This window comes from Burkholderia alba (assembly GCF_034721475.1).
GTDB lineage: Bacteria > Pseudomonadota > Gammaproteobacteria > Burkholderiales > Burkholderiaceae > Burkholderia > Burkholderia alba.
Genome location: NZ_JAWJWL010000006.1, coordinates 34,253 through 52,082, shown reverse-complemented (window position 1 = coordinate 52,082; position 17,830 = coordinate 34,253). Strand labels below are relative to the sequence as shown.

At 67.9% G+C, this 17,830-nt stretch carries 17 protein-coding genes; 7 read left to right on the top strand and 10 right to left on the bottom strand.

Features of this window, described 5'->3' with window-relative positions; translation table 11 throughout:
- Window positions 1-243 precede the first annotated feature (243 nt).
- Window positions 244-1,203 (top strand): AraC-like ligand-binding domain-containing protein, encoded by a 960-nt coding sequence (locus RZR99_RS08215; protein WP_323119256.1) that lies wholly within the window; start codon window positions 244-246, stop codon window positions 1,201-1,203.
- A gap of 76 nt (window positions 1,204-1,279) precedes the next feature.
- Here the strand turns inward: RZR99_RS08215 and RZR99_RS08210 are convergent, their stop codons facing one another.
- From RZR99_RS08210 to RZR99_RS08165, 10 genes are all read right to left on the bottom strand, one after another.
- Entirely contained in the window at window positions 1,280-1,999 is a 720-nt protein-coding gene (locus tag RZR99_RS08210; RefSeq protein ID WP_323119255.1) for an ABC transporter ATP-binding protein, read from the bottom strand.
- Complete coding sequence (locus RZR99_RS08205; protein WP_323119254.1) at window positions 1,989-2,711, bottom strand: ABC transporter ATP-binding protein; 723 nt, start codon at window positions 2,709-2,711, stop codon at window positions 1,989-1,991. Before RZR99_RS08205 ends, RZR99_RS08210 begins: the two co-directional genes overlap by 11 nt.
- A complete protein-coding gene (locus RZR99_RS08200; protein WP_323119253.1) occupies window positions 2,708-3,769 on the bottom strand; it encodes a branched-chain amino acid ABC transporter permease in 1,062 nt (353 codons plus the stop codon). Before RZR99_RS08200 ends, RZR99_RS08205 begins: the two co-directional genes overlap by 4 nt.
- Window positions 3,766-4,644, bottom strand: coding sequence for a branched-chain amino acid ABC transporter permease (locus RZR99_RS08195; RefSeq protein WP_323119252.1), 879 nt, complete (start codon window positions 4,642-4,644; stop codon window positions 3,766-3,768). The genes RZR99_RS08200 and RZR99_RS08195 overlap by 4 nt, the downstream gene beginning before the upstream one ends.
- A gap of 4 nt (window positions 4,645-4,648) precedes the next feature.
- Window positions 4,649-5,908: an ABC transporter substrate-binding protein gene (locus RZR99_RS08190; RefSeq protein ID WP_323119251.1), complete on the bottom strand. Its 1,260-nt coding sequence runs from the start codon at window positions 5,906-5,908 to the stop codon at window positions 4,649-4,651.
- A 70-nt stretch (window positions 5,909-5,978) separates the two neighbouring features.
- The gene (locus RZR99_RS08185; RefSeq protein ID WP_323119250.1) at window positions 5,979-7,484 is read right to left on the bottom strand and encodes an aldehyde dehydrogenase family protein; all 1,506 of its coding nucleotides are present in this window, start codon (window positions 7,482-7,484) and stop codon (window positions 5,979-5,981) included.
- A gap of 50 nt (window positions 7,485-7,534) precedes the next feature.
- Complete coding sequence (locus RZR99_RS08180) at window positions 7,535-7,927, bottom strand: nuclear transport factor 2 family protein (RefSeq protein ID WP_323119249.1); 393 nt, start codon at window positions 7,925-7,927, stop codon at window positions 7,535-7,537.
- A gap of 10 nt (window positions 7,928-7,937) precedes the next feature.
- Window positions 7,938-8,717, bottom strand: coding sequence for a MoaF C-terminal domain-containing protein (locus tag RZR99_RS08175; RefSeq protein ID WP_323119248.1), 780 nt, complete (start codon window positions 8,715-8,717; stop codon window positions 7,938-7,940).
- A 42-nt stretch (window positions 8,718-8,759) separates the two neighbouring features.
- Window positions 8,760-9,551 carry an SDR family NAD(P)-dependent oxidoreductase gene (locus RZR99_RS08170; protein WP_323119247.1) on the bottom strand — a complete coding sequence of 264 codons (792 nt, stop codon included), beginning with the start codon at window positions 9,549-9,551 and terminating at the stop codon, window positions 8,760-8,762.
- 19 nt (window positions 9,552-9,570) lie between these two features.
- On the bottom strand, window positions 9,571-11,229 hold the full coding sequence (locus RZR99_RS08165; RefSeq protein WP_323119246.1) for a GMC family oxidoreductase: 1,659 nt from the start codon (window positions 11,227-11,229) through the stop codon (window positions 9,571-9,573).
- A gap of 345 nt (window positions 11,230-11,574) precedes the next feature.
- Between RZR99_RS08165 and RZR99_RS08160 the strand changes: the two genes are divergently transcribed.
- The 6 genes from RZR99_RS08160 to RZR99_RS08135 all read left to right on the top strand — a co-directional run bounded on the left by RZR99_RS08160 (window position 11,575) and on the right by RZR99_RS08135 (window position 17,776).
- On the top strand, window positions 11,575-11,913 hold the full coding sequence (locus RZR99_RS08160) for a PadR family transcriptional regulator (RefSeq protein ID WP_323119245.1): 339 nt from the start codon (window positions 11,575-11,577) through the stop codon (window positions 11,911-11,913).
- Window positions 11,913-13,046: a DUF1700 domain-containing protein gene (locus RZR99_RS08155; RefSeq protein ID WP_323119244.1), complete on the top strand. Its 1,134-nt coding sequence runs from the start codon at window positions 11,913-11,915 to the stop codon at window positions 13,044-13,046. The genes RZR99_RS08160 and RZR99_RS08155 overlap by 1 nt, the downstream gene beginning before the upstream one ends.
- An 84-nt stretch (window positions 13,047-13,130) precedes the next feature.
- Entirely contained in the window at window positions 13,131-13,919 is a 789-nt protein-coding gene (locus RZR99_RS08150; protein WP_323119243.1) for a BPSS1780 family membrane protein, read from the top strand.
- An 822-nt stretch (window positions 13,920-14,741) separates the two neighbouring features.
- A complete protein-coding gene (locus RZR99_RS08145) occupies window positions 14,742-16,178 on the top strand; it encodes an HD domain-containing protein (RefSeq protein WP_323119242.1) in 1,437 nt (478 codons plus the stop codon).
- Window positions 16,179-16,259: 81 nt separating this feature from the next.
- On the top strand, window positions 16,260-17,258 hold the full coding sequence (locus tag RZR99_RS08140; protein ID WP_323119241.1) for a formylglycine-generating enzyme family protein: 999 nt from the start codon (window positions 16,260-16,262) through the stop codon (window positions 17,256-17,258).
- A complete protein-coding gene (locus tag RZR99_RS08135; RefSeq protein WP_323119240.1) occupies window positions 17,255-17,776 on the top strand; it encodes a VOC family protein in 522 nt (173 codons plus the stop codon). The genes RZR99_RS08140 and RZR99_RS08135 overlap by 4 nt, the downstream gene beginning before the upstream one ends.
- Window positions 17,777-17,830: the final 54 nt, after the last annotated feature.

The following is a 17,830-nucleotide window of genomic DNA, read 5'->3' as shown; positions in this document are numbered from 1 at the left end:
TGCGCGGCCGGGCGGCATGCATTTCGGCAATACTTCGGGATTCTGACGACCGCGATCCCGGCCCGACGGATTCCGCCGGTCGGCGTCCGCAAGGCGTGCAAACGGTTCCAGATCGGCTGCCGAACCCGTTCGGGAGTAAACCGGATTTCCCCGGCGCGAAATATTTAATATGCTAACTATATCCGGCGCAATCCCGGATGCTTCCGCTTTGGTTCGGCCACACGGGGTTCTCGCAAGGAGCGCATGGTGAATGGCAGATTCTTTACGACAGCGGGCGAATCGCCCGCCTCCCGCGGCCGCGCGTGGAGCCGTGTCGTCACGCAATACTTCGGCGGGCTCGATGCGCGCTGCGACGACATCGACACGTTCGATGCCCAGCTCGGCCAGTACGAAATCGGCCCGATGCGCGTGTTCACGATCTCGGCGCCCGCGCACCAGATCGTCCGCCCGCTCGCGGCCCTGCACGATCACGGCTCCGACTATTTCAAGCTGATCCTGCAGTTGAGCGGCATCAGCGAAATCGAGCAGCGCGGCAAGGTGTTCCGGTTGCATGCGGGCGACTGGAGCCTCTACGACCCGAAAGTGCCGTACAGCATCTCGAACCTGTCGCAGGTCCAGCAGCTCGCGATCCAGATTCCGCGCCGGCAGCTCGGCGGCTTCTCGGTGCCGGACCTGCATACGTCGGAAGCGCGCGAGTTCGAGCTGAAGGGCCTGTTCTCGCTGCTGTCGTCGTTCCTGGTCTCGCTGTCCGAGCAATTGCCGTCGCTGCCGGGCACGACGGGCAGCGCTCTCTCCGAGACCATCCTGGGGTTGATCGTGTCGACGCTGACTGCTCAGAAGGACGCACAGGGTACCCACGTCACGCTGCCCGCCGTGCTGCGCGTGCGCGTGAAGCAATACATCCAGGGCCATCTGGCCGACGCCGACCTGTCGCTCGACCAGATCGCGAAGGAGCTGCGCTGTTCGAAGCGCTACCTGCACCGGATCTTCGAGGACGAAGGCGTGACGATCGACCGCTATATCTGGCTGAGCCGGCTCGAACGCTGCAAGGAAGCGCTCGACAGCGCGCGCGCCGCGAAGCCCGCCATTTCGGAGATCGCGTTCAGCTGGGGGTTCAGCAGCAGCGCGCATTTCTGCCGGAGCTTCAAGTCGCGCTACGGCATGACGCCGCGCGAATTCATACGGCAGCGGACGGCGTCGTAACGGCACCGTCGCGTATCGGTCTACTCCGTCTTTCGTTCGGGCCGCTCGCGCCGTTCGGGCCGCGAGCGGCGGCCGTTCAGCCGGCGGCTTTCGACGCCAGATAACTCCCGTGCAGGATCTCCGGCTGTTCGCGCAGCGTGCGCGCGGCGCCCGCGAAGGCGATGCGACCGCGCTCGAGCACGTAGGCGTCGGTGGCGAGCGCCAGCGCGATCGTCGTGAACTGCTCGATCAGCAGGATCGCGACACCCTCCTCCGCGATGCCCGCGACGGTCTGCGCGAGACGCTTGGTCACGGCCGGCGCGAGCCCGAGCGACAGTTCGTCGATCAGCAGCGTATGCGGCTCGCCGAGCAGCGCCTGCGACACGCATACCATCTGCTTTTGTCCGCCCGACAGGTCGTTGCTGCGCGCGGCGAGCTTCGCCTTCAGTTCCGGAAAGATCGCGAGCACGCGCTCGATCCCGTCGTTCAGCCTTCGCACCGGCAGGAACGCGCCCGCCGCCCGCAGATTGTCGAGCACGGACAGATCGCCGAGCACCCGATGTCCTTCCGGCACCACCGCGATGCCGCGTCGGCGCACTTCCTCGGGCCGCCGCGCGCCGAGCGGCGCACCGTCGAGCAGTACCGCGCCCGAGGTGACCGGCAGCGCGCCGGCGATGCTCATCACGAGCGTCGATTTGCCGGCGCCGTTCGCGCCGACCAGCGCGGTCACGCGGCCCGGCGCGACCCGCACCGATACGCCGTGCAGCACGGGCTTGTTCGCGCGATGCACGACCAGGTCTTTCACTTCAAGCTGCATGTTCGTCCAGCTCCTTGCCGAGGTAGGCGCTCCGCACCAGCGGATCGTCGAGAACCGCGCGGGTCGGACCGAGCGCGAGCCGCTTGCCGAAATCCAGCACCAGCGTTTCCGTGCACGTCGCCGCGATCAGGTCGACGTCGTGGTCGATCAGCAGCACCTGCGCGCCGGTGCGCGCCGGGATCGCCAGCACGACGTCGCGCAGGCGGCCCGCTTCCGTTTCGTTCAGGCCGGCACCGGGCTCGTCGAGCAGCAGCAGACGCGGCGAGCCGACGAGCGCCTTGCCCAGCTCCAGCATCCGGCGCTGATACAGGTTGAGCGCCGCGCCCGGCAGCGCCGCGATGTCGGCGAGACCGACCTGGGCAAGCGCGTGCGCGGTGTCGTCACGGGCGGCCGCGGGCGGCATCACGTGTTCGGCGAGCGCGAGCACGTTGTCGTAGACGCTGAGATCCTCGACGATCTGCTCGGTCTGGAACGTGCGGCGCAGGCCTGCGCGCACCCGCTGCGTGACCGACAGATCGAGGATCGCGCGGCCGTCGAGCGCGACGCGGCCGGCACGCGGCCGCAGGAACCCGCTCAACACGTTGAGCAAGGTGGTCTTGCCCGCGCCGTTCGGGCCGATCAGCCCGCAGACGGGCGCGGCGAGGGTCGCGTCGAGTCCGTCGAGCACGCGGGTGCCGCCGAACTGGACGGTCAGGTTCGAGATCTCGATCATCGCGCGCCTCCGCGATCGCGGCCGGCGATCCGGCCGATCAGGCGTCCCACGCGCGCCGCGCCCCCCGCGAGCTGGCCGGCGATGCCGGCGGGCGCGGTCATCAGCGCATGCAGCAGCGCCGCGCCGAAGAAGATGGTCGCGAGATAGCCGTTGACGCCGAAGTCGGTCAGCAGCGACGGCACCGCGCGCAGCAGCAGCCCGCAGATCAGCGCGCCGAACCAGTGATAGACCCCGCCGACGACCGACAGCGCGAACAGCAGCACCGATTCGGACGCCGCGAACGCGCGGCCGTCGAGCTGGCCGACGGTGCCCGCGAGCAAGCCGCCCGAGAGGCCCGCGAGCAGGCCCGCGAGGCCGAACGCCCAGGTCTGGTAGAGCACGATGTTGACGCCGGCCGCGAGCGCGGTCGTCTCGCCGCGCCGGATCAGCGCCCACGAGCGGCCGGCCTTCGAGCGGCGGTGCAGTTCGAGCAGCACGAACGCGAGCGCGGCCCAGACGGCGACGTAGCGGAAATACGCGCTGTCGCTCTGGCCGAGCAGCGGGCGCGCCATCATCTGGCGCGCGCCGAACGCGAGATGGCCGGTGAAGCCGTCGCCGCCGTCCGGAAACCCGATCGCGCTGACCACGACCTGGAACCCGCCCGCCATCATCAACGTGACGAGCGCGAGATAGAGGCCGCGCAGGCGCAGCGCGGGCAGCCCGGCGATCATGCCGATCACGCTGCCGCCGGCCGCGCCCGCGAGCACGCACAGCTCGAACGGCACGCCGAGGTGCGTGAGGCGCAGCGCGACCCAGCCGCCGACGCCGAGCAGTGCGTATTGCGACAGGCAGACGAGGCCCAGCTGCCGGTACAGCATCGCGACACCGGCCGCCGCGATGCTGACGGTGAGGGCGGACGTGAGGGTCTTGATCCAGTAGGCGTCGGCGACGGCGGGCACGACGAGCGCGATCGCGGCGAGCACGACGAGCATCGCGACGAGCGGGCGCCGCCCGCCTGCCGCGCGCGGCGCTTGGGCCGTGCCGCCGGAGCCGTCGATGACGGCGGTGGAGGTTTTCATGATTCGTTCGCGGCATGGCCGCTGGAAGTGGAGCCGATGAACAGCATCGCGACGAGCGCGATCAGGAACGGCGTCGCGCTGCGATACTCGGCGAAGCCCGGCACGGTGATCGCCAGCGCCTCGGCGAGCCCGATCGCGATGCCGGCCGCGACCGTCGCGGGCAGCGACGACAGCCGGCCGACGATGGCCGCCGCGAACGCCGGGATCACGAGAAACGTCAGCACGGCGGCCTGCAGCCGCACCAGGTTCGCGAGCAGCAGACCGGTGATGCCGGCGAACACGCCGGAGATCACCCAGGCGGCGACGTCGACGCGCAGCACGCGGATGCCGAGCAACCCGCTCAGGTGCCGGTTGTTGGACAGCGCGCGCATCTGCAGTCCGAGCCGCGTGCGGGCGAGCAGCACGCCGATCGCGGCCATCATCGCGAACGCGAGCGCGAGGCCGACGATCCGCGTGTAGGTGAAGCGCACGTCGCCGAAATCGAGCGCCTCGGCATCGGTCGGCAGCACCAGGCGGCGCGGCGTGTCGCCCCAGTACCACTCGCAGAAGCCGAGCAGGACCAGCGCGAAGCCGAGCGTCGCGACGCTGCGCACCACGCGGTCGCGCGCGGCGAGGCGCGGCGCGATCGCGAGACCGTAGACGAGCGACGTCGCCGTCGCGGCGGCGATCGCCGCGCTCCACGCCAGCATCTGCGGATAGCCGGCATCGAGGCAGGCGGCCGCGACGTAGGCGCCCGTCGCGCCCATCGCGCCGAACGCGAAGTTCAGCACGCCGGACGCGCGGTACAGCACGACGAGGCCGACGCCCGACAGCGCGTAGACCGCGCCGACGCCGAGCCCGGAGATCAGATAGGGAACGAAGTCGAGGGCGCTCATCGGATCAGTGCATCTTCTGTTCGGTTGCGCGGATGTCGGCGAGCTGCGGATCGTCGACCGCCTGGCAGGCGGACACGGTTTTCCAGCCCGCGCCGGTCGATTGCGCCATCCGCCCGGCGTTGTTCGCGTTATGGCGGTCGCCCGGGCCGACGTAGAACGGTCCGCACAGGATGTCGCTGCGGAAGTTCTTCACGTCGCGCAGCGCGGTGCTCACGTGCGCGCGGTCGAGCTGGCCGGCCGGCAGTTTCAGCAGCGTGTCGGTGACGAGCCGCGCGGCGAGATAGCCCGCCTGCGAAAACGTGTCGCGCGGGTTCTTCGGCTCGCCGTACTTGTTCATCACCGCGAGCCAGTTCTGGTTGTCCGGCGTCGACGCGTCGAGCGGCTGGAATTCGAGGTTCACGTCGAAATTGCCTTTCCAGTAAGGCCCGATCGCCTTCGGTACGCCCAGGTCGTAGCCCGACGCGGCGGACACGAAATGAATCCGCTTGCCGAGGTTCTGCTGCTCGGCGGCGGACAGGATGGGCACCATCAGCCCCTTCGGCAGACCGAGCAGGATCGCCTGCGGATTCTTCGACGCGGCCTGCAGCACGACCGAGGTCGGATCGGCGGAGTCCGGATCCATCACGATCGTGTCGACCGTCACGCCGTTCTGCTTGCCCCACAGCGCCGGGCCCTCGCACGACCAGCGCCCGAGGCTCGGGATGTTCGGCGCGATGCACACCATCCGCGTCGCGTGGTACTGCTGCTTCGCGTACAGCGCGGCTTGCGTCATCGACAGCCGCGGCCCCATGTTGAGCGGCGCGTAGTTGCGCGCGAAATAGCATTCGCGCGGCACGCCGACGCCCGCGATCGCGATCACGTTTTCCTGTTCGTAGAACTTCGCGTTCGCGCCGCACTCGACGAAGCTCGCGTTGCCCGCGAGCGCCAGCACCTTGCGGTCGCGCACCAGCTTCGACGCCACTTGCGACGCGGTTTCGGGGTTCCACTGATCGTCCTCGACCAGATACTGGACCGGCCGGCCGTTGATCCCGCCGTTCGCGTTCACGCATTTGAAGTAGGCGGCGGCGGCCTGCGCGGACGAGCTGAAATCGTCCGGACCGGTCTTGCCGACGATGGCGCCGATCGGGATCGGCGCGCCGGTGGCGGGCTTGCCGTTCGACAGGCCGCAGCTTTGCGCGAACGCGGCGGAGTGCGCGAACAGGCCGGCGAGGCCCGCGAACGCGAACGCGAGCGCACGCTTCGTGACGGGGGAAAGCGGCTTCATGGTGTCTCCTGGGATGGCTGTCTTATGGTGCTGCCTGGTCGCCGGGCGGAATGCCGTCCCGCCCGGCGCGTCAATGCGCGATACAGACCGACTTGAGTTCGGTGAATTGGTCGAGTGCCGCGCGGCCCAGCTCGCGGCCGTAGCCGGATTGCTTGTAGCCGCCGAACGGCAGATTGTTGTCGAGCATGTTGTGGGTGTTGACCCAGACGATGCCCGCCTTCAGGCGCGGCACGATCCGGTGCACGCGCGACAGGCTCTGCGACCAGACGCTCGCGGCAAGCCCGAAATCCGAGCCGTTCGCGAGCCGCACCGCATCGTCCGCGTCGTCGAACGGCATCACGGTGACGACCGGCCCGAACACTTCCTCGCGAACGATCCGCATCGATGCGTCGGTGTCGACGAACACCGTCGGCTTCACGAAATAGCCGCCCGCCAGCGCGCGTTCGCCGCCCGTGACGAGCGTCGCGCCCTCCTCCCTTGCCGTGCCGATGTGTCCGAGCACGCGCTCGAAATGGCGCTTCGACACGAGCGGACCGAGTTGCGTGAGCGGATCGAAGCCCGAGCCGATCCGGAGCTGTTCGGCGGCCGCGGCGATGCCCGCGACGACCCGCTCGAAGCTGCGCTTCTGCACGTATACGCGCGAGCCCGCCGTGCAGACCTGCCCCTGGTTGAAGAAGATGCCTTGCGCCGCGCCTTGCGCGGCCAGATCGGGATCGGCGTCGTCGAAGATGATGAGCGGCGACTTGCCGCCGAGTTCGAGCGTGAAGCGCGCCATGCGGTCGACGGCGACATGACCGATGCGCTTGCCGACCTCGACCGAACCCGTGAAGGTGATCTTGTCGACGCCGGGATGCGCGACGAGTGCCGCGCCCGCCTGCGCGCCGGTGCCGGTGACGATGTTGAGCACCCCGGGCGGCAGCCCGGCTTGCTGCGCGAGCTGGCCGAGCCGCAGCGCGGTCAGCGGCGTTTCCTCCGACGGCTTGAGCACCACGGTGCAGCCGCACGCGAGCGCGGACGCAATCTTCCACAGCGCGATCGCCAGCGGAAAATTCCACGGCACGATCGCGCCGACCACGCCGGCCGCCTCGCGTTTCGTGTACGCGAAATACTCGGTGCCGGGCGGCACCGCGATCGACGTGTCGAGCGTCGCGCCCTCGATCTTGGTGGCCCAGCCCGCCATGTAGCGCACGTATTCGGCACCGCCCAGCACGTCGACCGCGCGCGCGACGCCGAGCAGCTTGCCGGTTTCGAGCGTTTCGAGCGCGGCCAGCTCGTCCGCGTGGCGTTCGATCTGTTCGGCGAGCGCGTGCAGCATCCGTTCGCGGTCGGCCGGGCGCAGCTTCGCCCAGCTGTCGGCCTCGAACGCGCGCCGCGCGGCGGCCACCGCCGCGTCGACGTCGTGCGCGTCGCTGTCCGCCACATCGGCGATCGTCATTTCGGTGGCGGGATCGACGACCGGCAGATGGCGGCCCGAATGCGGTTCGGATTCGCGCCCGTCGATCCAGTTGCCGAAGGTGCGTCGCGCGAGGAAGCCGGATTGGCGCTGATGCTGTGTCGAGAGTTCGGCCAGTTGCATGAAGAGTCTCTTGCGTGCGGGTGAAAGGAAGACGGACGGGGGCGCCGTGCTTACGGCTGCATGGCCCGCGCGACCAGCAGCGTGTCGGTGAACTGCTCGAAACGCACGATGCGCCCGGCCTCGACCCGCCACACATGCGCGACGCGGCAGCGGAACGATTTGCCGGTGAGCTTGTGGGTGCCGGCGTACCAGCCGGTGCCGAGCACCGTGTCGCCCGCGTCGTGCAGCGCTTCGAGGGTGAACGTATAGCCGTCCCATTCCGTACCGAGACGCACGAACACGTTCCGGACGACCTCGTCCGCGCTGCGGTAGGTGCCCGCGCACGGGAAGCCGGCCATCTCGGTCCATTCGATCGTGGGGGCGATATCGGCCATCATCGCGGCGGGGTCGCGGCGGTCGGACGCCGCGTAGTGGTCGGCGACGATCTGATAAGGAGTACGCATGTCGTGGTTCTCAGACGGGTTGCGCATCGTGCGGATACACGGTGTGCGACAGTTTGTGGATGAACGAGCCGGCCGGGTTGTTGGCGATCGCGCCCGCGCCCGTTTCGCCGAGGAACTTGCCCGTCGAGCGGCCGGCATTGAAGTTGAAGAGGAACACCGACGCGACCGGGATCAGGAACTCCCGGAACGTGAACAGATACAGATCGTCGGCGAACCGGTAGGTGGTCGCGAGATCGACGTCGCCGTGGCCGCGCTGCTCGCCGACCAGGCATTGCCAGCAGTAGCGTGTGCTGCTCAGATACGTGTGTTCGTAGGTATGGTTCGGGCTGTAGACGTTGAGCGTGCGTACGCCGATCAGGTCGCGCGTTTCGGCCGGGACGAAGCCCGATGCGGCGCCGCCCGCCAGCGTGCCGACCAGGAAATCCTGCGCGACGCGCGGCGCGGCGCCCGCTTCCTCGCGGCTGCGGATGCGCGACAGGATGCCGAGCACGCGTCGCGTCGCGAGGTTGAACACGAGCGTCAGCGCTTCGAGCGGACGGCTGCGGAACGTGACGTCGACGAAATAGGTCGACTCGGCCACTTCGATCGCCTCGTACCAGTCGGCGTCGCCCGCGTCGCCCCGGCGCCAGGTCAGCGTATGGCCGTCGTCGAAGGTGGCGTGCAGCGCGCCGTCGGGCAACTCGAACACGAGCGTCCGGCCCGCCAGCGCCTGGGTCGCGGGCAGCCGGTTCGTGTCGATGCCTGCGGCGAAATCCTCGTAGTTCTTCCAGTCCTGCGGTGTGTTGTCCATGAAATCGATCCTCGGAGAAATAGGGGCGATCGCGCGCGGCGCTCAGCGGGCGAATTCGACGGTCGGCAGATCGACGGCGGAAGCGCCGCCGTCGACCATCAGCGACGTGCCGGTGATCATCGACGCCTGCGCGGACGCGAGGAACAGCGTTGCGTCGGCCACTTCGTCGGGTTCGGCGGGACGGCCGAGCGGGACGTCGCGGGTCACGAGCCGGTATGCGTCGTCGAGCGTCGCGAGTTTGCGGCTCGCGCGCAGCGCGTCCATCTGCTCGTCGGCCATCGCGGTGCGGACCCAGCCGGGACACACCGCGTTGACGCGCACGCCGCGTCGCCCGTAGTCGCGCGCGAGCGAGCGCGTGAGGCCGAGCAGCGCGTGCTTCATCGTCACGTAGCCGACCACGTCCGGCCCGGCGAAGTGTCCGGCGAGCGACGACAGGATCACGATGTTGCCGCGCCGCTCGATCAGCTCCGGCAGCAGCTCGCGCGCACAGACGAACGCGGTGTCGAGATTGAGCCGGGTCGAGAGCGCCCACGACGCGTCGTCGGTGTCGAGCGCGCTGCCGACGCCGTGGCCGCCCGCATTCGCGATCAGCACGTCGACCCGGCCGAACGCGTCGAGCGCGTCGGCGAGCGCGCGGCGCACGTCGTCCTGGTCGGCGGCGTCGCCCGCCACGGCGATGCCGCCGAGCGGCTGCGCGACCGCTTCGAGCGGCTCGCGGCGGCGGCCGAGCAGCACGACCTTGCCGCCCGCCTCGGTGAATTTGCGGGCGACGGCCGCGCCGATGCCGGTGCCGCCGCCGGTGATCAGCGCAACTTTGTCTTGGAAGATTTGCATCGTCAGGTCTCCTTGGCGTTCAGCGGGAAGGGTCGGTTTCTTCGTATCGGATGGGCGCGGCGGGCTCGCCGTCGCGTGCGAGCAGGAAATCGGCGCAGCGCTCGGCGATCATGATCGTCGGCGCATTGGTGTTGCCCGAGATCAGCGACGGCATCACCGATGCGTCGCAGATCCGCAAGCCGTTCACGCCGCGCACGCGCAGTTGCGGATCGACGACCGATTGCGGATCGCCGCCCATCCGGCAGGTGCCGGCCGGGTGATAGACCGTTTTCGCGTGCGTCCGCACGTAGGCTTCGAGATCGGGTCGGCTAGCTCCCGTTGGCGGCTGCGGCAGCAGCTCGCCCGAAATCTGCTTCGCCATCGATGGCGTGCGCAGGATCGAGCGCGCGAGATCGAGGCCGCGCAGCAGGGTGGCGAGATCGTCCGGGTGGCTCAGGAAATTGCCGTCGAAATGGATCGGGGCTTGCGGGTCGGCGTTGCGCAGCCGCACCGTGCCGCGCGACTTCGGCCGCAGGAAACACGGATTCAGCGACATGCCGTGCCCGGCGAGCGGATCGCGCCCGACATCGCCGACCAGCACGGGCAGCACGTGGAATTGCACATCGGGACGGCCGCTGCCCGCCGTGTCGAAGAAGCCGCCGCTTTCGACGACGTTCGACGTCAGCAACCCGGTGTGGAACAGACCGTACTGGAGGCCGTGGCGCAGCGCGTTGAGGCCGCGATCCTGGCCCAGCAGGCTGATGGGTTTGCGCGCGCGGCCGTACAGCGACACCTCGAGATGGTCCTGGAAGTTCTCGCCCACGTCGGGCGCGTCGTGCACGACCGGGATGCCGTGCTGCAGCAGCTCGGCGGCGGGGCCGATGCCCGACAGCATCAGCAGCTTCGGGCTGGCGAGCGCGCCGGCGGACAGCACGATTTCGCGCTGCGCGCGGGCGGTACGCTCGTCGCCGCCGTGCGCGCGGTAGCGGACGCCGACCGCCGCGCCGTGCTCGAACACGATCCGCGTGACGAACGCGCCGGTCTCGACCGTGAGCAGCGGATCGCGCCTGACGGCGGCCAGGTAGGTGGCGGCGGTGCTGCCGCGCCGGCCGTCGAAGGTGGTGGTCTGGTAGAAGCCGACGCCGGCTTGCGAGGCGCCGTTGAAATCGTCGTTGTACGCGAAGCCGAGCTCCTGCGCGCCGCGCACGAACGCCTGGCTGAGCGGGTGGCGATACGGCGTGTCGCTGACCGCGAGCGGCCCGTCGACGCCGTGCAGCGGCCCGGCAAGGCGCTGGTTGCGCTCGGCGCGCCGGAAGAACGGCAGGACGTCGTGCCAGCCCCAGCCGTGGCAGCCGGCGTCGTCGCGCCAGGCATCGTAGTCGGCGGGGGTGCCGCGGATGTAGACCATCGCATTGACCGAACTGCCGCCGCCGAGCGTGCGGCCCTGCGGCACGGACATGCGGCGGCCCGCGGCGTGCGCCTGCGGTTCGGTCTCGTAGATCCAGGTGCGCTCGGTGCCGATCACCCGCACGAAGGTCGCGGGCGTATGGACGAAGATCGAGTTGTCGGGCGGGCCGGCCTCGAGCAGCAGCACGCGGTGGCCCGCCGCGACGAGCCTGTGCGTCACGACGCAGCCGGCCGAGCCGCCGCCGATCACGATGTAATCGAATGTCTGGCCGCCGCCTTTTTGCACTGACATGCCGGATCTCGCTGAATGGACTGGTTGCCACTATGCGGCGCTTTGGCCGGAGGGTGCAGGGGTGTGCACTCTGGATCAATTCAAACTGCGTTCTGGGCGGACGCGCGGGAGCGAGGCAGGACGGACCGCGGGCAGCCGTGCCCGGCACCATCCTTTTCTTTCAAAAACCAGACGAACAACGCTTCGCTCGGCCGGATCGGCCCGCGATTGCCGTGCATAAAACAGTACCTTGCATAAAATAATACCGGCTGCTATATTCCGTCCATGTCTCAAGGCGCCCATCATGCAACCAGCGGCAGTGCATAGCACGGTACCTTGCAACACACACTATGGCAGTGGAATGGCATGAAAACTCAGTTGAAGAAGGGAACGCTCGATATGTGCGTGCTGGCGGTACTGGCGCGTGGGGACAGCTATGCCTACGAACTCGTATCGACACTTTCCGAGACGATGGAAATCAGCGAAGGCACGATCTACCCGCTGATGCGGCGTCTGCAGGCCGAAGCATGGGTGTCGACCTACCTGGTCGAATCGAGCTCGGGGCCGCCGCGCAAGTACTACTCGATCACCGCCGCAGGCCGGCGCAGCCTGCAGGAGATGGAAGGCGAATGGCGAAGTTTCGTCGATGAAGTCAACGGCGTGCTGGGGCTGCCCAGCCTGCCAGCGGACAGAGGGGAACAATAATGAAGCAGGAAGAATTCATCCAGAAGTTGCGGTACGAACTCGGCAGCATGCCGAAGCAGGCGGTCGACGAGATCGTCGCCGACTACCACGAGTACATCAGCGATGCATTGGCCGCCGGCCGCAACGAGGAGGACGTGGTCGCCGCGCTCGGCGATCCGCTGAAGCTGGCTCGCGAGCTGAAGGCGCAGGCGAACTACCGGCAGTGGCAGAACCGCCGTTCGTTCGCGAACCTGATGCGGGTAGTCGCGTCGATCGCCGGGCTCGGGTTGCTGCACATGCTGCTGCTCGTGCCGTTCATGCTGTACCTGCTGGTGCTCACGCTCGGCTACGTGGTGTCCGTCGCGCTGACCGTGGCGGGACTCGTCGCGCTGGTCGTGTTCGGCGGCCACCAGCTGTTCGGCACGCCGTCGCTCAAATCGCTGCCGCTCATCGTGGACATCGACAGCCACGGCTCCAGTACCGACGTGGTCGATACCAAGGGCGACAGCCAGACGGTCACCAATGCGCTGAAGGACATCGGCGATCTGCGGATCGACGGCGATCGCTTCGTGCTGGCGTTGAAGCGCGGCAGCAAGGCATCGATCGTGCTGCGCAACGGCGCAATCGACATGCACAACCGGGACGGCAAGGTTTCCGTCGATGCGCTGGGTGCGGGTGCGGACCAGATGCTGGCGACCGCCAAGGACAACACGTACAGCATTCCTCGCGACGACGTGATCGCGCTCGACCTCAAGACCGAGGATGGCGCAAGCGTGTCGTTCGCCCGTACCGGCAAGGGCGCGACGTCGGTGGTATGGGACATCAAGGACGAAGACGGCGACCGCGTGGAACTGGCCGGCGACCCCCAGGGCAACAACCACATGTCCGTGAAGAGCGGCGACAGTTCCGTCTCGATCCACAACAACCAGCTCTCCGTCGACAGCGGCAGCCAGCATGTGCAGGTGATGGCGCCGATGGGGCTGAAGCTGATCAGCATGGCGCCGTCCTACAGCCTCGCCATGCTGCCCGCCGGGCTGCTCGGCCTGCTGCTGTGCGTGTGGCTGACCCGCGTCACCTGGCGGGCGCTGGCGCGCTACGTGAAGCGGCAGATCGACGCCGTCTCGGCGAGCCTCGATCGCGAGCCGTCCGCATGACGCATGTGAATTCGTTTTGAACCCGTTGTTACCGGAACCTCATTTCAAGTACGTCCTCTTTTCGCTACGAGAAAGGAAATGGTCATGAACATCGATTATCTGAGCGGTACCCAGGAAGCAGCCCGTCGCAACCGGAAGTCGAGCCCGTCGCTTCCCGAAGGCCGCGAGGTCGGGGCGGCACGCTGTGCGCAGTGGCTGGCGAGCGGCTGGGATGCCGCGCGGGAGCGGCCGCTGCTGTGGCTCGGCGCGATCCTCGCGTGCGCGGATTTCGCGACGCTGCTGGAATTGGCGCCGGTGCTGCGGCCGTTGGCGATGTTTTTCGCGCCGGGCCTCGCGGCCGCGCTGATGTTCGTCATGGAGCGCGCCCGCAACGGCAAACCGGCGGGATTGCGCGAGGTGATCGAAGCGGTGAACGCGCGCCGGAATGCGTTGATCGCGATCGGACTGTATGGCGCGGCGATGGTGTTGGTGGGCTACGTATTCACTTTCGGGCTGCGCGACGTCCTGCAGATGGCGCCGGAGATCGCGCGGGGCATCGTCGGGATGAGCGGCAGCGGCTTCGCCGCGCAGGGCGGATTGGATCCGGTGCTCGAGATGCCGGTGTTCGCGGTAGCGATTGCCGCGGCCTGGTTCGCACCGGCGCTGGTGATGCTGCACGACGTGTCGCCGGTCGCCGCGATGGTGGCGAGCATCAAGGCCGTGCTGCGCAACTGGCGAGTGACCGCGATCTATCTGCTGGCGATGACGGGCGGCGCCTATCTGGTGTCGCTGGCCGAACTGCCCGCGAAGGCGCTGATGCTGACGCCGCTGCTGATCGCCGTGCCGCTGCTGTCGATGTACGGCGCATACCGGGACATCTTCGGCGGACGGTGAAAGGTGCCGCATCCCGCAAGGGGGCGGCAGACTCTGGCGGGATGAGAGAGGAAGCGGGAACGAAACAGCCCGATCGGCTAGCGTCGATCGGGCTGTTTTACTGTGCGGCGTACCGGATCGGTCGATCGAAAAGCCGCGCCGAAGCGAGTGGGGTCGGGCGCGGAGCGCGTCGTCTTTCAGGTTTCTTATATTTGTATATGTATACATAGGTAATAGTTAACAACACAGGCATCGATCTGTGGATAAGTCGGAAATACATTGGCGCGTCAACGCTGTGGAGAATTCGTAACCCTGCGGACTCAACGTGCGCTGTGTCGGGCAACACAGAACAACTTTTCGCCGTTTCACTGTGCGTCGCGGTTTATCCCCATTTGTCGCACAGAGAGTCAGACGAGTTATTCAGGGGTTATCCAGAGGGCGATGTGGATAACTTCGTCGTAGCCGGTATTCGCGGTGGCGCAAATGCCGATGGCGCAACGCCGCCGCGGGCCCGCCGGCTGTGCATCGCGCGTATTCAGGTCGGGAATATGCGCGATGCGCAGAACGAATCTCCGGGTTGTGGAATTTTCAGTAGGATGGCGTGGACTTGAGATTTTCATCCCGCGTCCCCGGACGATCTCGATAGATAAATTTCTTGTCCGGTGCATTTCATTGTTGATCCGATCGGCGTCGATCCGGCATTGGCCAATCAGGAATGCGAATCAGAACAACCGTCCCCTCCGCGCGATGGCCTTGCGTCGCCGCGGCATGCGCTTCGCCGCTCGCGAGATTTTCGTTGCCGGACGATGCGCGGGATTTACTCGTCTCACCCGGAGCGCCGCGATGACCCAGCCGACAGCTGATCAGGATCTTGCGAAGACGATCGATTTCATTCTCGAGGTGGACCGGCTCAAGTCCGTCTATCGACAGTCGCCGCTGCTCGACGGCAGCCGCCGCGAGAATTCCGCCGAACATTCGTGGCACATGGCGCTGATGGCGCTGGTGCTGTCGAAACACGCGAACCGCCCGGTGAATGTGGCCAGGGTGGTGGAACTGCTGTTGCTGCACGATCTCGTCGAGATCGATGCGGGCGACGTGTTTCTCTATGACGACCAGGGCGCGGAGCACAAGGCGGCCAACGAGCAGCGCGCGGCGGACCGCCTGTTCGGTCTGCTGCCGGCGCCGCTGGGCGACCAGCTGAAGGCGGGGTGGCTCGAATTCGAGGACGGCGACAGCGCGGAGGCGCGCTTTGCCCGCGCGCTCGACCGGTTCCAGCCGCTGCTGATCAATTTCTACAGCGGCGGCGGGACATGGAAGCAGCCGGGCGTGAACTACGAACGCGTGCTGGCGAAGAAGTCGGTGATCGGCGACGGCGCGGAGTCGCTCTGGACGCACGGGAAGCGATTGCTGAGGCAGGCCGTCGATACCGGTTTGCTGCGTACCGACGCGGGCAGCGGCGGGGAGCGTCCGGCGGTATCGCCGAGCTTCGCGCGCCAGGCGGCGCACGATGCCGAACCCGGACTGCGCGCGACGCTGCAGACCATGGAGAGGCGCTACGGCATCGTGCTGCCGACGCTCGTCACCTTCTCGGGCGCGCAACTGGATGCGCTGCACAACCGGCCTTTCCATCCGACCCACGACGAGAGCCGCGTGGAGGTCGCGTCGTTCGGCGATCGGCGCATCGCGACGGAGATCCGGCGCCTCGGCGATCTTTCACGCGTGCCCGAGCAGACGGCACAGACGCGCGAAGCATACAAGGCGGTGCTGCTCGACGTGTATCGCGCGCTGCCCATCGACGTCGAGCGTCTGCTTGCGAGCGACGACGTGTTCGTCGTCGCGCCGCGCCGCGAAGGCTATCTGCTCGCGGACAGCCTCGGCTGGCTGCCGGCCGGCCGGCATGTCGCGCCGCACGTGAAGCGCGTCAAGCACGAGGGCGGGCTGGCGGTCGGCCACGATCTCACGGCGCCGCCGAGCCGGTATCGCATCGGCGTGCTGGTCGACGGCGCGCTCGCGAGCGGCGTGTCGCTGATGGCGATGATGGTCGAGCTGGCGCCGAAGGTCGACGAGTTCGTGGTGCTCGCGGTGCATGCGACCGGCGCATCGATCAACGCCATCCGGCGGACGGCCGCGACCCTGAAGCGCCGCGTGACGATCCACGCCGGCGACGTCAGCGGCGAACTGAACGACCTGTTCTATGCGGTGCAGCCGGGCGGTCCGGCTTCCGCGGTGATCGTCGGCGATCTCGGCGACATGATCGCGGGGAAGGTCGAGCTTGCCTGAGCGACGCCGCGGCTTCCGGGCGTCGACGGAGGGCACGGCGGGTTTTCGAGATGTATCCCGAACCGAGGAGGGCAACTTCAGATGAAGGCATCGAACTGGCCGGACCGTGTGATCGGCGAGATCAACCAGATATCCGACCGGGCGGCGATGGGCCTGCCGGATCACTACGTCGCACCGTTGCTGGCGGTCGAGGCGGACGTGCTGGAGCACGTGCGGTCGCTGGACGCGGCGACGCTGGTTGCGCTCGTCGAGGACCGCGACGTCGGCGCGGCGCGACGGATCGCCGCGGGATGGATGTTGAGCGCGATCGGCGATCCGCGGCTCGATCCGCTGCGTCCCGAGATGATCGCGATCGCGGGTGGTCAGGCGCGGATCGGCACCGAGCGCGCGCGGATCGACCAGGTGGTCGAGCGCTATGCGCGGTTCGGCGTGAAGCGCTCATGGATCGAGAAGGAGTCGCCGCGCTTCTCGACGGAGATCGAGGATTTCGCGCTGGGCAAATACCCGGTGACCAACGGCGAATTCGCCGTGTTTCTCGAAGACACCGAATATCCGGCGCTGCCGAGCAGCTGGGCGTACGGCAAGCCGTCGGCGTTCGCGCTCAATGCGCCGGTCTACACGGTCTCCGCCGACGCCGCTCAAGCGTATGCCGCGTGGCTTGGCGACAGGACCGGACGGCGTTTCCGGCTGCCGACCGAATACGAATGGGAGCACGCGGCGGCCGGCGCGGCGGGCCGTGCGTTTCCGTGGGGCGACGAGTTTTCCGCCGGTTGCGCGAACACGATGGAGGCGGGCCTGCTGGGCGTGTCGCCGGTAGGCGCGTTTCCGGCGGGCAACACGCCGGAAGGCGTGGCGGATCTCGCGGGCAACGTCGAGGAGTACGTGAGCGATGTCTATCACCCCTATCCGGGCGGCGAGCTGATCGCGGACGATCTCTACAGGAAGCTCGGCGAATACCGGGTCGCACGCGGCGGCGCGTTCAATCGCTTCGCGGATCTGGCGCGCTGCCAGCGGCGGCACGGCGCCTATCCGAGCAGTCTCTACGCGATCGGGTTCCGGCTAGCGGAGAGCCTCGCATGAGCCGCGGCGAGTGGGATGGGCGCACGGACGCGAATCGGCCGTTCAAGGTGCTCGGGATCGGGGAGATCGTGCTGCGCGTCGACGACATGGCGGCGATGCTCGCGTTCTATACCGGCGTGCTGGGCTTGCCGCTGCTGCGGCGCTTCGAGGACGAGGTCGCGTTCATGAAGGTGGCGCAGGGCGTCGCCGGCCAGGTGCAGACGCTGACGCTGTTCAATCGCCGCAAGCACTCGAATTTCGACGAGCGTCCGTGGGCGGGCTGGGCGCCGGGAAGCTCGACGCTGCATCACGTCGCGCTGACGGTCACGGTCGACGACTACGAAGCGATGCGCGTGTTCGTCGAGCAGAACGGGATTGCGCACAACCTCGCCGTGCACACGTGGATCGGCTGGCGCTCGATTTTCCTGCACGACCCGGAAGGCAATACCGTCGAGCTGGTCTGCTACGACGCGCGCTTTCATCGCGACGATACCTACGATTACTCGAAGCTCTACGGCGATCCGCTGGGCGAGCATTGAACGGCGGCGCGCAGCGCGATGCCGCCGCCGCGATCCGGCCGCGCGACGCGGCGC

Coding starts and splice junctions, on each gene's coding strand:
- RZR99_RS08200 (WP_323119253.1), bottom strand. CDS start 3,769: ATGAAAACCTCCACCGCCGTCATCGACGGCTCCGGCGGCACGGCCCAA.
- RZR99_RS08190 (WP_323119251.1), bottom strand. CDS start 5,908: ATGAAGCCGCTTTCCCCCGTCACGAAGCGTGCGCTCGCGTTCGCGTTC.
- RZR99_RS08205 (WP_323119254.1), bottom strand. CDS start 2,711: ATGATCGAGATCTCGAACCTGACCGTCCAGTTCGGCGGCACCCGCGTG.
- RZR99_RS08160 (WP_323119245.1), top strand. CDS start 11,575: ATGAAAACTCAGTTGAAGAAGGGAACGCTCGATATGTGCGTGCTGGCG.
- RZR99_RS08145 (WP_323119242.1), top strand. CDS start 14,742: ATGACCCAGCCGACAGCTGATCAGGATCTTGCGAAGACGATCGATTTC.
- RZR99_RS08170 (WP_323119247.1), bottom strand. CDS start 9,551: ATGCAAATCTTCCAAGACAAAGTTGCGCTGATCACCGGCGGCGGCACC.
- RZR99_RS08210 (WP_323119255.1), bottom strand. CDS start 1,999: ATGCAGCTTGAAGTGAAAGACCTGGTCGTGCATCGCGCGAACAAGCCC.
- RZR99_RS08135 (WP_323119240.1), top strand. CDS start 17,255: ATGAGCCGCGGCGAGTGGGATGGGCGCACGGACGCGAATCGGCCGTTC.
- RZR99_RS08195 (WP_323119252.1), bottom strand. CDS start 4,644: ATGAGCGCCCTCGACTTCGTTCCCTATCTGATCTCCGGGCTCGGCGTC.
- RZR99_RS08180 (WP_323119249.1), bottom strand. CDS start 7,927: ATGCGTACTCCTTATCAGATCGTCGCCGACCACTACGCGGCGTCCGAC.
- RZR99_RS08175 (WP_323119248.1), bottom strand. CDS start 8,717: ATGGACAACACACCGCAGGACTGGAAGAACTACGAGGATTTCGCCGCA.
- RZR99_RS08215 (WP_323119256.1), top strand. CDS start 244: ATGGTGAATGGCAGATTCTTTACGACAGCGGGCGAATCGCCCGCCTCC.
- RZR99_RS08155 (WP_323119244.1), top strand. CDS start 11,913: ATGAAGCAGGAAGAATTCATCCAGAAGTTGCGGTACGAACTCGGCAGC.
- RZR99_RS08140 (WP_323119241.1), top strand. CDS start 16,260: ATGAAGGCATCGAACTGGCCGGACCGTGTGATCGGCGAGATCAACCAG.
- RZR99_RS08150 (WP_323119243.1), top strand. CDS start 13,131: ATGAACATCGATTATCTGAGCGGTACCCAGGAAGCAGCCCGTCGCAAC.
- RZR99_RS08185 (WP_323119250.1), bottom strand. CDS start 7,484: ATGCAACTGGCCGAACTCTCGACACAGCATCAGCGCCAATCCGGCTTC.
- RZR99_RS08165 (WP_323119246.1), bottom strand. CDS start 11,229: ATGTCAGTGCAAAAAGGCGGCGGCCAGACATTCGATTACATCGTGATC.